The organism is Prolinoborus fasciculus, from assembly GCF_056724605.1.
Map to the genome: position 1 here is coordinate 1 of NZ_JBWZQN010000076.1, position 13804 is coordinate 13804.

The 13804-nt window shown below is 42.6% G+C and carries 14 protein-coding genes and 1 tRNA gene; 7 read left to right on the forward strand and 8 right to left on the reverse strand.

Going from position 1 to position 13804, the window contains the following annotated elements; translation table 11 throughout:
- Positions 1 to 164: 164 nt before the first annotated feature.
- The 3 genes from greA to carA form a co-directional block, all read right to left on the reverse strand.
- Positions 165 to 641, reverse strand: coding sequence for a transcription elongation factor GreA (gene greA, locus AC1P5O_RS14715; protein WP_004645764.1), 477 nt, complete (start codon positions 639 to 641; stop codon positions 165 to 167).
- A 91-nt stretch (positions 642 to 732) separates the two neighbouring features.
- The gene (carB, locus tag AC1P5O_RS14720) at positions 733 to 3963 is read right to left on the reverse strand and encodes a carbamoyl-phosphate synthase large subunit (protein WP_138742916.1); all 3231 of its coding nucleotides are present in this window, start codon (positions 3961 to 3963) and stop codon (positions 733 to 735) included.
- A gap of 13 nt (positions 3964 to 3976) precedes the next feature.
- Positions 3977 to 5116, reverse strand: a complete 1140-nt coding sequence (gene carA / locus AC1P5O_RS14725; RefSeq protein WP_004280574.1) for a glutamine-hydrolyzing carbamoyl-phosphate synthase small subunit — start codon at positions 5114 to 5116, stop codon at positions 3977 to 3979.
- Between the two features lie 308 nt (positions 5117 to 5424).
- Between carA and AC1P5O_RS14730 the strand changes: the two genes are divergently transcribed.
- Together AC1P5O_RS14730 and AC1P5O_RS14735 are read left to right on the forward strand one after the other, a co-directional pair.
- Positions 5425 to 5913, forward strand: coding sequence for a hypothetical protein (locus tag AC1P5O_RS14730; protein WP_005106335.1), 489 nt, complete (start codon positions 5425 to 5427; stop codon positions 5911 to 5913).
- Between the two features lie 102 nt (positions 5914 to 6015).
- A complete protein-coding gene (locus AC1P5O_RS14735; RefSeq protein WP_005252547.1) occupies positions 6016 to 6237 on the forward strand; it encodes a hypothetical protein in 222 nt (73 codons plus the stop codon).
- A gap of 148 nt (positions 6238 to 6385) precedes the next feature.
- On the opposite strand, the gene AC1P5O_RS14740 is transcribed toward AC1P5O_RS14735, so the two are convergent.
- A complete protein-coding gene (locus AC1P5O_RS14740; protein ID WP_004280571.1) occupies positions 6386 to 6925 on the reverse strand; it encodes a DOMON-like domain-containing protein in 540 nt (179 codons plus the stop codon).
- An 11-nt stretch (positions 6926 to 6936) separates the two neighbouring features.
- Complete coding sequence (gene yhbY / locus AC1P5O_RS14745; RefSeq protein WP_004280569.1) at positions 6937 to 7260, reverse strand: ribosome assembly RNA-binding protein YhbY; 324 nt, start codon at positions 7258 to 7260, stop codon at positions 6937 to 6939.
- 195 nt (positions 7261 to 7455) lie between these two features.
- Between yhbY and rlmE the strand changes: the two genes are divergently transcribed.
- The 5 genes from rlmE to AC1P5O_RS14770 all read left to right on the forward strand — a co-directional run bounded on the left by rlmE (position 7456) and on the right by AC1P5O_RS14770 (position 12199).
- Positions 7456 to 8106, forward strand: coding sequence for a 23S rRNA (uridine(2552)-2'-O)-methyltransferase RlmE (rlmE, locus tag AC1P5O_RS14750; RefSeq protein WP_004645756.1), 651 nt, complete (start codon positions 7456 to 7458; stop codon positions 8104 to 8106).
- A gap of 132 nt (positions 8107 to 8238) precedes the next feature.
- Positions 8239 to 10128 carry an ATP-dependent zinc metalloprotease FtsH gene (gene ftsH, locus AC1P5O_RS14755; protein ID WP_004280565.1) on the forward strand — a complete coding sequence of 630 codons (1890 nt, stop codon included), beginning with the start codon at positions 8239 to 8241 and terminating at the stop codon, positions 10126 to 10128.
- A gap of 106 nt (positions 10129 to 10234) precedes the next feature.
- Entirely contained in the window at positions 10235 to 10849 is a 615-nt protein-coding gene (locus AC1P5O_RS14760) for a GNAT family N-acetyltransferase (protein WP_004645753.1), read from the forward strand.
- A gap of 78 nt (positions 10850 to 10927) precedes the next feature.
- Positions 10928 to 11779, forward strand: a complete 852-nt coding sequence (gene folP / locus AC1P5O_RS14765; RefSeq protein WP_138742917.1) for a dihydropteroate synthase — start codon at positions 10928 to 10930, stop codon at positions 11777 to 11779.
- Positions 11780 to 11884: 105 nt separating this feature from the next.
- Positions 11885 to 12199 carry a DUF5713 family protein gene (locus tag AC1P5O_RS14770; RefSeq protein ID WP_071850728.1) on the forward strand — a complete coding sequence of 105 codons (315 nt, stop codon included), beginning with the start codon at positions 11885 to 11887 and terminating at the stop codon, positions 12197 to 12199.
- 30 nt (positions 12200 to 12229) lie between these two features.
- Here the strand turns inward: AC1P5O_RS14770 and AC1P5O_RS14775 are convergent, their stop codons facing one another.
- The 3 genes from AC1P5O_RS14775 to AC1P5O_RS14785 all read right to left on the reverse strand — a co-directional run bounded on the left by AC1P5O_RS14775 (position 12230) and on the right by AC1P5O_RS14785 (position 13698).
- Positions 12230 to 12916, reverse strand: a complete 687-nt coding sequence (locus tag AC1P5O_RS14775) for a hypothetical protein (RefSeq protein WP_138742918.1) — start codon at positions 12914 to 12916, stop codon at positions 12230 to 12232.
- A gap of 91 nt (positions 12917 to 13007) precedes the next feature.
- A tRNA-Leu gene (locus AC1P5O_RS14780) sits at positions 13008 to 13093 on the reverse strand.
- A 170-nt stretch (positions 13094 to 13263) separates the two neighbouring features.
- Positions 13264 to 13698 (reverse strand): hypothetical protein, encoded by a 435-nt coding sequence (locus tag AC1P5O_RS14785; RefSeq protein WP_499006248.1) that lies wholly within the window; start codon positions 13696 to 13698, stop codon positions 13264 to 13266.
- Positions 13699 to 13804: the final 106 nt, after the last annotated feature.

Consider the following 13804-nt stretch of genomic DNA (forward strand, 5'->3'; position numbering starts at 1 on the left):
TACTGGAGAAATCTAAGAGGTATGTGTTGCCTGAGAGGAGGGTTAGAAGTTGCCCACGAGTTGTGAAAGGAAAACCACAGAAATACCCAAGAAAATGCCAGTCAATTTCTTAACTGACTGGCATTACCTCAATCGAGGGGCTTTAAATTAAATAGCTTTAAATTTTAAAGATATTCAACTTTCACAATTTCGTATTCAACTTCACCGTTTGGTGTATTGATTTTCACATCATCGCCTTCGTTTTTGCCCAAAAGACCACGTGCAATCGGCGAGTTCACTGAGATCTTGTTGATCTTAAAGTCTGCTTCGTCATCGCCTACAATTTTATAGGTTTTCTGTTCTTCAGTATCCAGATTTTCAATCGTGACAGTCACACCAAAAACTACACGACCATTCTGTTCAAGTTCTTTGACATCGATCACCTGAGCTGCACCCAGTTTGCCTTCGATGTCCTGAATACGGCCTTCGCAGAAGCCTTGCTGTTCACGTGCTGCATGGTATTCCGCATTTTCTTTTAAGTCGCCGTGTTCACGCGCTTCTGCAATTGAAGCTGTAATACGTGGGCGATCCACTGTTTTCAGTTGGTGTAATTCTTTCTCTAAGGCAATTTTGCCTTCAGGTGTCATAGGATAACGTTGCATGTTGTCCCTCAAAAGTCAGTTGAAAGATATAAAATCTATAAATAAAAAAAAGCCCGCCACCAAGAAGGTAGCGGGACTTCTTGGAAGCGAATTAACCTTTAGTTAGGTCTTGCAAACGATATACATCCATTGGCAATTTAATTGCTAAAGCTTGGCATACTGCATCCGCACCATTCAATGTAGTTGTGTTATACACTTTACCTTGAAGTGCTGAACGACGGATCGAGAATGAGTCTTCTTGTGCCTTTTTGCCTTCAGTCGTGTTAATCACAAGGTGGATTTCGCCGTTTTTAATACGGTCCACAATGTTAGGACGACCTTCAGTCACTTTATTGACACGTTCACATTCAAGACCAGCATCGCTAATCACTTTAAATGTACCATCAGTTGCAAGAATCTTGAAGCCTAGGTCAATCAATTGTTTTGCAATACCCGCCGCACGTGGTTTGTCTGAGTCACGTACAGAGATAAATGCGTGTTTGACTTCACCTTCAGTTGGAAGACCTGGTAAACGCTCATTTGCACCTAAAACAGCTTTATAGAACGCTTCACCAAATGTTTTACCAACGCCCATCACTTCGCCAGTCGATTTCATCTCAGGGCCAAGGATCGGGTCAACACCAGGGAATTTGTTGAACGGGAACACGGCTTCTTTGACAGAGAAGTGTTCAGGAATAATCTCAGTTGTGAAGCCTTGCGACTCAAGAGATTGACCAGCCATGCAACGTGCAGCAACTTTCGCTAAAGATTCGCCGATACACTTAGAAACGAATGGCACAGTACGAGATGCACGTGGGTTCACTTCCAGGATGTAAACGTCTTCGCCTTTAACCGCAAACTGAACGTTCATCAAACCGATCACGCCAAGCTCTTTTGCCATAGCCACGGTTTGACGACGCATTTCGTCCTGAATCTCTTTAGATAGAGAGTAAGGAGGAATCGAACATGCCGAGTCACCTGAGTGAATACCCGCTTGTTCAATGTGCTGCATGATGCCGCCAATCACAACGTCTTTACCGTCAGATACGCAGTCCACGTCAACTTCGATCGCATCATCTAAGAAACGGTCAAGAAGAACAGGCGCTTCGTTTGATGCTTGAACTGCATCACGTAAGTAGCGTTTAAGTTCTTCATCGTTGTACACGATTTCCATCGCACGACCACCAAGGACGTAAGAAGGACGTACTACAAGCGGGTAGCCGACTTTAGATGCTTCAGCCATACCTTCTTCAGCAGATTTTACAATGCTGTTGTTCGGTTGACGAAGTTGCAGACGTTGAATCATTTGCTGGAAACGTTCACGGTCTTCTGCACGGTCAATCGCATCAGGTGATGTACCGATAATTGGCGCACCGGCTTCTTCTAGAGCACGAGCCAATTTCAAAGGTGTTTGACCACCGTACTGAACGATAATGCCTTTCGGCTTCTCGATACGTACGATTTCTAAAACGTCTTCTAAAGTGATTGGTTCGAAGTACAAACGATCTGATGTGTCGTAATCCGTTGAAACTGTTTCAGGGTTACAGTTCACCATGATCGTTTCATAGCCGTCTTCACGCATAGCCAGGGCAGCGTGTACACAGCAGTAATCGAACTCGATACCTTGACCGATACGGTTAGGGCCACCGCCGATCACCATGATCTTGTCTTTGTTCGATGGATTTGCTTCACATTCTTCATCGTAAGTTGAGTACATGTAAGCTGTATCAGATTCGAATTCTGCAGCACATGTATCGACACGTTTGTAAACTGGCGTTACGCCCAGGTTCCAACGGTGTTTACGGAATTGCTTTTGTGAAATACCCATCAAGTCCGCAATGCGAAGATCTGACAAACCTTTACGTTTGAACGAACGGATGTTATCCGCATTCAAGTCGCCAAAACCTAAAGTTTTGATTTGGTTTTCAGTTTTGATGATGTCTTCGATTTGAATCAAGAACCAGCGGTCGATGTTCGTTGCAGCGAATACTTCGTCTAAAGTAAAGCCGTGACGGAATGCGTCGCCCACGTACCAAATACGCTCTGGACCTGGCACTTTAAGTTCTTGCAAGATCTTGTCGCGCGCACCTTCAGCACCCACTTCAATTTTTTCGTCAAAACCAGAAGCACCCACTTCAAGACCACGAAGGGCTTTTTGTACAGATTCCTGGAAGTTACGACCAATCGCCATCACTTCACCGACAGATTTCATCTGTGTGGTTAAAGTCGCATCAGCTTGTGGGAATTTCTCGAAGTTAAAACGAGGAATCTTGGTTACAACGTAGTCGATTGCAGGTTCGAACGATGCAGGTGTTGTACCGCCAGTGATGTCGTTTTTCAACTCATCAAGCGTATAACCCACAGCCAGTTTCGCAGCGATTTTCGCAATCGGGAAACCAGTTGCTTTAGAAGCAAGGGCAGATGAACGTGATACACGTGGGTTCATCTCGATTACAACCATGCGGCCAGTATTTGGGCAAATACCGAACTGTACGTTAGAACCACCAGTTTCAACACCAATTTCACGTAGTACAGCTAAAGAAGCGTTACGTAGTAACTGGAATTCTTTGTCTGTAAGCGTTTGAGCAGGGGCAACAGTGATTGAGTCACCAGTGTGTACGCCCATTGGGTCAAAGTTTTCAATCGTACATACGATGATACAGTTGTCGTTTTTGTCACGAACAACTTCCATCTCGTATTCTTTCCAGCCAATTAAAGATTCATCAATCAATAATTGTTTAGTCGGAGAAAGATCGAAACCGCGTTCACAAATTTCGATAAATTCTTCTTTGTTGTATGCGATACCGCCACCAGAACCACCCATGGTGAATGATGGACGGATAATTACTGGGAAGCCGAAACGTGCTTGAATTTCTAAAGCATGTTCCATTGACTCAGCAACGTCAGCTTTTGGACATTCAAGACCAATTTTACGCATTGCCTGGTCGAACAGTTTACGGTCTTCAGCTTTTTCAATCGCTTCTTTGGTTGCACCGATCAATTCAACATTGAATTTCTCTAAAATGCCGTGCTCATCGAGGGCAAGGGCACAGTTCAATGCCGTTTGACCACCCATGGTTGGAAGAACAGCATCTGGACGTTCTTTCTCAATGATCGCTGCAACAGTTTGCCAAGTAATTGGCTCAATGTAAGTTGCATCCGCCATGGTTGGGTCGGTCATGATGGTCGCTGGGTTCGAGTTGACCAAAATAACGCGGTAACCTTCTTCACGAAGGGCTTTACATGCTTGAGCACCTGAGTAGTCAAACTCACATGCTTGACCGATGACAATCGGACCAGCACCAATAATCAAGATGCTTTTAATGTCAGTACGTTTAGCCATGATGCTTCCTTAATTACTTCTTAGATGCTTCGATAAGTTCGATGAAATGATCGAACAATGGTGCGCAGTCATGTGGACCCGGGCTTGCTTCAGGGTGACCCTGGAAGCTGAACGCAGGTTTGTCTGTACGATGGATACCTTGGTTGGTGCCATCAAACAGTGAGCGATGCGTTACACGCAACACATCAGGCAGATTGCTTTCATCGACTGCGAAGCCATGGTTTTGAGAAGTAATCATCACTGTACCGTTATCAAGATTTTGTACAGGATGGTTCGCACCGTGGTGGCCGTGAGGCATTTTTAAGGTTTTAGCACCACTTGCAAGCGCAAGGATCTGGTGACCCAGGCAGATACCAAATACTGGAATTTCAGTGGTTTCTACAATTGTTTTTACAGCTTCAATTGCGTAGTCACATGCAGCCGGATCACCAGGACCGTTCGAAAGGAACACGCCATCTGGATTCAGTGCAAGTACATCAGCAGCAGGAGTTTGCGCCGGCACAACAGTCAGTTTACAACCGCGGTCTGCGAGCATACGTAAGATGTTGGTTTTGACACCGTAATCGTATGCAACAACATGGAATTTAGCTTCTGGTTGAGAGAAACCTTTGCCTAATGTCCAAGAGCCTTCAGTCCATTCAAAACCTTCAGGGTCGCAACATTCTTTTGCCAGGTCTAAACCGTTTAAACCACCAAATGCACGTGCTTTTTCAAGCGCTTCAGCTTCAGTGATATTTTCGCCAGCAAGGATACAGCCATTTTGCGCACCTTTGTCACGTAAGATACGTGTCAATTTACGCGTGTCGATATCCGCAATTGCCACAACATTGTGTTGTACCAAATATTCAGCTAATGATTGGGTTGAACGGAAGTTACTGTGCAGTAAAGGCAGGTCACGAATGATCAATCCGTTCGCCCAAACCTTATGAATACGACCTGATTCAGCGTCTTCTTCATTACAGCCTGTGTTACCGATATGTGGGTAAGTCAGTGTCACAAGTTGCTGTGCATAACTCGGGTCAGTCAAAATTTCTTGATAGCCAGTCATGGCAGTGTTGAAAACGACTTCACCAGTCGTACTACCCGATGCGCCAATCGAAGTACCTTTAAAGATAGTTCCGTCGGCAAGGGCTAAAATTGCTGGGGTGCTCAAACCAAAGCTCCTGAAATTTAGGCTGTAAAAAAGCGAGAAGACGAAAAAAAAGGAAGGCTAATTTTTAAACCTACCCTCCTATGTCTGCTCGCTTGAACTTAACACGGCATTATACGCAGAACGACCCCTAAAGTCCAACGGCTTTGCAGCGAAAGTATGAGATAAATGGCTTGCTTTTTGCATGGAAGTCTGTTTTGTAAGCAATGTGAAAAAATGTAAGCAATTAATAATTGTCAGACAAATCAAATCTTAATTTTTATCAAATCTACTAATATAGCTTAGTCGATATAACAATAGGAACAAGACAAATGGCTACAGCACCTAAATCTACTACATCTAAAAAAATCACTCCGAGCGTGGTCACTGAAACTGCCGAGAAGCTTGAAAAAGTAGCAGTCGAGGCTAAAGATCAGGCAATTGAAACCATCGAGGAAAGTAAGGAAAAGCTTGAAGTTGAAGCCAAACAGTTAAGCGATACTGTGCAGGAACAATTGCGTCAATTTAAGCAGGAGGTGTTACAGCGTATTGATACTTTGAAGGAGCAGATTTTCGGTTCGCAGAAAGAATTAACCGAATTGAAAAGCTTTATCAAGACAGAATTCAACGCTGTCGTTGAAGACCTATCCAATCTGGGTAAAGAGCTGAAAGAAGATGTCAGTCAGATTTCGACCAAGCATAAGGAACATCTGACCGATACTTTTAAACGTTCTAAGGACAGTACCATTGAAGTACTGAAAAAAGTCAAACCCGTGGTGAAAACAGAGAGCTCAGACAAAAGTCCTGAGCTGAAAAGTTAGGCTGCGATGAAAGGTCGCTATTTAAAAAGGAGAACAATCAAATGTTCTCCTTTGTCTTTATGCAGCAAAACGGACTCACAATAACAATTAAAGGGGGTCACGATGCAACAGCATTTTGTAGGTGTACTTATTTTACTGATATTGATCATGCTACTGAATCTGGAAAGCGGATTGGGACGCATACTTTATCTGGGTGTAATCGTATTATGTCTGGGAGTACTGGGACTGGTGTTTGGGACCATTCTTCTGATAATCATTACCTTTGCTTTTATTCTTTATGCTGCTGTGAAATCCATTCAGGAACAGCCTCATCTGCATCATTAAAATATGAACGTTGAAAACGATAAAAAATCTAAAATAATTACATAGAGGATCAATCATTGTTAAGCGATAAACAAAAACGTGAGACTTTAAGTCTCACGTTTCATTCGCCTGTTACACTTTAAATAGCTGATGCACAGCGTCAATCTATTTAAAACACATGCAACCAGTCACGTTTATTATGAAAATCTGCCTGAGGACTACTATGCTGCATGGCATAGTATTGATCACCTTGTGAGGTTTTTAAAACAGCAGATAAACCCAGGAACAAGTTTTCCCATTTCAGTTTATGTGTTGCCATAAAATCAGTCAGATCCACACTGACATTAAGACCATAATGCGTACGTTTGAGCTGATTCAGCTCAATATCATCCGCAGCTTGCGGTGGCATATCTTCAGGATAACGGTATTCTTCAAATTGATAAGCCTGCCAGGCCTGAGAAGGGGAAAGATTAATCTCACGATAAAAATCTTCGCCCTGAACCCCAATAAAAATTTCAAAGCAGGTCTGTTCCCACAGGAAATCCTGACGGGGATGTGCCGTCACCATATCGGGCCACAAGATGTACTGATTGGGATCACGGATCCAGAAGCCCACATTTAAATTGCATGGGCCTTGCTGTTCAATGGCGGCAACCAGAGAGATGGCCTGAAAACGGCGATCAAATGCGCTAAGTTCGTAACTTGCCATAAGTCCTGTACTTAGTTAGACAGATGAGCGAAACGGACAAGGTTGGACAATTTTTGGTTTTGTTTCGCAGCTTTCTTGTAAAGCAGCGCAATTTTACCAATAGTTTGAACTACTTCGGCACCAGTCGCTTCTGAAATTTCAGCAATCAATGCTGCACGCGCTTCACGATCTTCAGCTACGATTTTCACTTTAATCAGTTCGTGATCGTTTAAAGCACGCGCCAATTCTTCGATGACATTTTCAGTCAGGCCTTTGTCACCCAGCATAACGACCGGGTTTAAAGCATGTCCGATTTGACGTAAACGCTTACGTTCCTGAATAGATAAAGACGCCATGAGAGATAACCTGAATTTTAAAACGGCTTAGTATAGCAAAAGCAAAAAACAAACGCTTTAAATTATCAGGAAATAATCATTTCCAATATCTCTTCATAACGAGCAAAACTCCTCGATTTAGATACACATGTATACTGCAAAATATGTCTTTTTCACGTACAATTAATAATTGGACGTTTTTTTATTTAGAGAGTTATGGCTACACGCATTACCAACCAAAAGTTATCTAAAAGTAGTCGTGATTGGATGAGAGAGCATTTAGACGATCCTTATGTGAAAAAGGCACAAAAGGACGGCTATCGTGCGCGTGCAGCATATAAGCTCTTAGAGATGCAAGAAAAGTACAAAATCATCAAACCCGGCATGACCGTGGTCGACTTGGGTGCAGCTCCCGGGAGTTGGTCACAAATTGCAGGTAAGTTGGTCGGCGACAAAGGTTTATTGATTGCATCTGACATTTTACCAATGGATGCATTACCTGATGTGACTTTCTTGCAAGGCGACTTTCGCGAAGAAGAAGTCTTCCAGCAATTGTTAGAAATTTTAGATGGTCGTACTGTAGACGTTGTAATTTCAGATATGGCCCCCAATACATCAGGTAATAAGGCTGTAGATCAACCGCGTCAGATTTACTTGTGTGAACTTGCACTGGATTTTGCCAACAAGGTGCTAGGCCCTAAAGGTCAATTTGTGGTAAAAGTTTTCCAAGGTTCAGGTTTTGACGAATTCCGTAAGCAAGTGGTTGATAGTTTTGATGTTCTGAAAACATCTAAACCTTTGGCATCACGTGCTCGCTCCAAGGAAGTTTTCCTGATCGGGCAGGGACGTAAGAAGGCTTTAAAATAAGTCTACTTGCCAAGTCGTTAAAAATTGTGCATTTTGTACGTTTTCAGATAATTGTAAGTTGATTTACAGCTTAAGTATTAAGGTCACCCTGAACAGGGCATGATCAAATTAGATTGGAATGGGAATAAAGCTTTGAGCGATCTTTTTAAGAATGCCGTATTGTGGCTCGTGATACTGGGTGTCCTGGTGTTAATCTTCAGCAACGTCAGTGACCGCAATCAACCGACTACAATGAACTACTCAGAGTTTGTTGCCGCGGTCAATGCTGGCCAAATTAAACAAGTTGTGATTGACGGCGAAAGAATCCGTGGCGAAAAATCGAACGGTTCAGAGTTTGAAAGTATCCGTCCGGCAGTTCAGGATCCTGAACTGATGCCAAGCCTGATTAAAAATAATGTTGTGGTTGAAGGTGAAGCACCACAACGTCAAGGCTTGCTCATGCAGTTGCTTATTGCAAGTTTCCCTGTACTTTTAATCATTTTGTTATTCATGTTCTTTATGCGCAACATGGGTGGCGGTGCAGGTGGTAAAAACGGCCCAATGAGTTTTGGTAAATCTAAAGCCAAAATGCTGTCTGAAGACCAGATTAAAGTCACTTTCACTGATGTTGCTGGTTGTGACGAAGCCAAGCAAGAAGTCGTTGAAATCGTAGATTTCCTGAAAGATCCAACCAAATTTAAACGTCTGGGTGCGAGTATTCCACGCGGTGTGTTAATGGTCGGTCCTCCAGGTACGGGTAAAACCTTACTTGCCAAAGCCATTGCCGGTGAAGCGAAAGTTCCATTCTTTAGTATTTCAGGTTCTGACTTCGTTGAGATGTTTGTCGGTGTTGGTGCATCCCGTGTTCGTGACATGTTCGAACAGGCGAAACGTCATGCACCATGTATCATCTTTATTGATGAGATTGATGCAGTCGGTCGTCACCGTGGTTCAGGTACCGGTGGTGGTCACGATGAACGTGAACAGACACTGAACCAGATGCTAGTTGAAATGGACGGCTTTGAAGGTAATGAAGGCATTATCGTGATTGCTGCAACCAACCGTGCAGATGTACTGGATAAAGCACTTCTTCGTCCAGGCCGTTTTGACCGTCAAGTTGTAGTTGGTTTGCCAGACATCAAAGGTCGTGAACAAATCCTGAATGTACATTTGAAAAAATTACCTTCAGTGACAGGTGTGGATGTTAAGGTTCTTGCACGTGGTACACCTGGCTTCTCGGGTGCGCAATTGGCAAACCTAGTGAATGAAGCTGCTCTGTTTGCTGCACGCCGTAACAAGAACACCGTCGATATGCATGACTTCGAAGATGCAAAAGACAAGCTGTATATGGGTCCTGAGCGTAAATCGATGGTACTTCGTGATGAAGAGCGTCGCGCGACAGCTTATCATGAAGCAGGTCATGCAATTGTTGCTGAAAGCTTGCCAGGTACAGATCCTGTGCATAAAGTGACGATCATGCCGCGTGGCTGGGCTTTAGGTGTCACCTGGCAGCTGCCTGAATTTGACCAGACTAGCCATTATAAAGACAAAATGTTGAATGAACTTTCGATTTTGTTTGGTGGCCGTATTGCTGAAGAAGTCTTCATTAACCAGATGTCGACTGGTGCTTCAAATGACTTTGAGCGTGCAACTAAAATGGCACGTGCGATGGTGACCAAATATGGTATGTCTGACAAACTCGGTGTCATGGTCTATGAAGAAGATGCACAGCAATCTTTCATGGGCAGTATTGGTAGCCGCAGTATTTCGGAAACTACACAACTAGAAGTCGATCGTGAAATTCGTCGAATTCTGGATGAGCAATATAAAATCGCACGCGATATCCTGGAAAGCAAAAAAGATATTGCCCATGCGATGGTGAAAGCCTTGATGGAATGGGAAACCATTGATCGTGATCAAATCCGTGACATCATGGAAGGTCGTGAGCCTCAGCCACCAAAGGTCTATGTGGCAGACAATCCTGTGATTGATGTAACCCCAGATGATGGTCCGTTGACTCCTCCGCCATTGCCAGCGAACTAAGCTTATTAAAAAAACCACCTTCGGGTGGTTTTTTTATGCTTGTCATTTTTGTCATCGCTTTTTGAATGTTATATTGAGCGATTAAAAATGAATACGAAAAATAAAAATGAATATGCCTGTTCTGGAATCCAGTGTTTATCAGCTTCGTCTTGAATCGTTGAGCTGGGAACATTTTTCTGATTTAGCCATCGCATGCGCTGAAGAAAATTTAGGCGAGATTTTATATAATTCAGTGCCTTATCTGCATAACTTAAAAAAATATTTTTCTCAGGCCTTTGAACAGCAAGCTCAAGGTGAACGGATGGCTTTTGCTGTCATCGATTTAAACTCCGGTCAAGCAATTGGAACTACCAGTTATCATGATATTAAGACGGAAATTCCACGTTTTGAAATTGGTTATACCTGGTATGCCAAGGGCTATCACAGAACTTATGTAAATCGCGCATGTAAGTATCTCTTGTTAAGACATGCTTTTGAAAGTTTAAACGTTCAGGTTGTCGGCTTTCGGACTGATCACTTGAATCTTCCTAGCCAGAAAGCGATTGAAGCAATAGGTGCCAAGCGGGATGGCATTATCAGGTGTCATATGCTGCGTAAAGATGGACACACTATTCGAGATAGCTACATCTATAGTATTTTAGAAAGTGAATGGTCAGATGTGAAAACATTATTACAAACTAAGATGATGCAATATTCCCGAAATAATTACTTCGAAATCTAGGTCCTGGCCTTATTCATCTTTGCTTTAATTAACTATCCATAAGACAATATCGGGGTTATTTTAAGTGAGTATTGAATCATGCAGCTGATGCCTTTGTTACCACATGTATGGACATTTGGTGATTTAAAATTGGACTTATCCCAGCCGCATGTAATGGGGATTCTCAATGTCACCCCGGATTCTTTTAGTGATGGTGGCCGGCATAATCAAAAAGAAGATGCAGTCGCCCGCGCACTGGAAATGATGGCTGAAGGCGCAACCGTCATCGACATTGGGGGTGAATCGACCCGTCCAGGTGCAGCAGCAGTAGAAGTGGAGGAAGAAATTCGCCGCGTGGTGCCTGTGGTTGAAGCTTTATCCAAACATAATATCATTCTCTCGATTGATACGTCGCAACCTGAAGTCATACGCGCAGCGGTAGAGGCGGGAGCGCATATCTGGAATGATGTCCGTGCTTTGACTCGACCAAATGCATTGCAGACTGCAGCAGAGCTGAATATTCCGGTCATCATCATGCATATGCGCGGTGAACCAACCACCATGAACAATCTGGATCAATACGAGGATGTCACTAAAGATGTGATACACGAGTTATCCCAACGTGTTCAGGATGCTTTAGATGTTGGAGTAAAAGCGGAAAATATCATGATTGATCCAGGTTTTGGTTTCGCTAAAAATGCCCAGCAAAATTTAAAGCTGTTGCAAGAGTTCTATAAATTGACAGAAATGGGCTATCCGATTTTGTCTGCTTTATCACGTAAACGCTTTATCGGAGCAGTTTTGGATGGGGCAGAACCACAAGAGCGTGCAGTGGGTTCAGCAACAGCGCATTTGTTGAGTATTCAGCAGGGTGCATGTATGGTACGGGCACATGATGTTAAAGTCACAGCCGATGCGATTAAAGTCTGGCAAGCTATGCAAATGGTTTAAAAATCGAGGCTGGGAAATCCCTACATTGGCAATGTTGTTTGGCTTTTAAGCAACAATATGCTATATAGGCACGCTTATAGATAGTCATCCTTTAGAGTGCCTGTAATGTTTGCAGATTTACTTCTCCCCATGTTCGATGATGAGTATTATCCCGATATTCTGGTTGCTGAAATCAAGCAGCACATCGAACGTTTTGCCCAAAAAGTTGCTAAATCAGGTTTGTCAGATCAAGAGATTTATCAGCTTGCCAATCTGACTGTGGCTGATATTAATGTCATGAAACCTCAGTTTGAAGATCTGGATTCATCTCTGGATGATACTGCCGCGGATTATATTGCTGAAGCCATGATGATGGTGGTGCAAGAGCACGGTCTGTTCGAGATTGAAATGGAAGAGTTGATTACCAACCGTGAATGGTGATTTAAGAAAACCCTGCAGCTGCAGGGTTTTTTATTGTCTGTTGAAATAATCTTTAAAGCTATTAAAGCGAATCGAGCCGAGTAATTGTTGCTCTTCATTCATGCATTGCTGATAAAGGTTTTGATAATAAGCCTGCAGATTCAACTGACCTTGAATCTGTTGTGGTGTTTTAGATCTGGACTGTTGATAAGCCCAAAAAGCCAGTTGCCGGAGTTTCTGCAACCTGATTTGGTCAATCGCGCTACAGGAACTTTTAAATAAAGGTTCCAAGGTCACAGCGCCAAAAGAGGAAAGCGCTAAAATGATCATGCTGATAATAACCAGCACATCCGAATGAATCAGATAAAGGTTGAGCAATAAGCATAGAAAAATTGGAATTTGCAGATAGAGACAGTTTTGCAAATGCTGACTATAGGCTTTGGAGCTGAATTTCGCCTGATATTGTGCATACCAGATATAGGGATAGAGTAGTGCCATCAGTACAATTAAGGTGACATTAAAGGCAATCGTGGCATTTTTAAAAAAATAATATTCCAGAAATACGGAGCTGAGACTACAGGCTACACAGACCAGAAGGGACAGTAAATTAATCGCGATAACAAACTGGATATTTTGCAAGGCATTAAATTTAAAGCGGCTATAACGCAGCTTAAGGAAAAAAGCGTCTGGATGACGTAATTGTAATGTAGCGAGATCAAAGTGTTTTAATTCTGACATGGGGATTTCGCGCTAAAAGAATAAAATTCAGGCACAAAAAAACCAGCCTAATGCTGGATTTTTTATTGCACCATTTTAATAAATATTAAAATGGTGCCCGAGGCCAGACTCGAACTGGCACGCTTTGTGGGCGGGGGATTTTAAATCCCCTGTGTCTACCGATTTCACCACTCGGGCATGTGCGCAATAATAGAGGACGAAATAAAGCTTGGCAAGCAAATTCCGAAATGATTGCTTTCTTTTCAAGCAATTCCGTGGCTTCTATTCTAAAAATCAGCAAATCAACGTTTTTTAAAATTCAATATTTGCAGATCTTTAAGATGGCCAATGAAAAAGGATAGAGAGAACTATGAATTTTCATCCAGATAGCTGTCGACATCTAGATGCTTGATCGTTTTACAATATTGATGCTCATATTTCAGCAGCCGCGTATATAACCCGGCATAGTGATTTAATTGCTGTTTTAGTTCGGCATGCCGAGGATCATGGCTTGAATAAAAACGTAATTTTAGTCGGATCAGACAGGTCTGTTTATAAGCCCAAAAACAGATTTTACGTAATTGTTGTAGCTGATAGTGCTCAGTATTTTTGCTATTTTCCTTGAATAAATTTTCCCGATAAAAGCGCACAAAGCCAAAGCTCACGCCAAAGAAGAATAAGCTCCACATCAGCAAACTACTTTGCATAAAGACCAGATTTAAGGCTTGCAATAGAATCACAATAGCCATCTTGATCGGAGTATGCCGTAATAACTGATACAGTAGACTTCCTTCATAAATCATTTTTCAATCAATTTAATTGTTTATCTTTCACCCAATCTAAATTGTATATGCCAGCAAGTAAATTAAACCGCAGGTTTAATCTTTTACGACGATTTCTATATACACA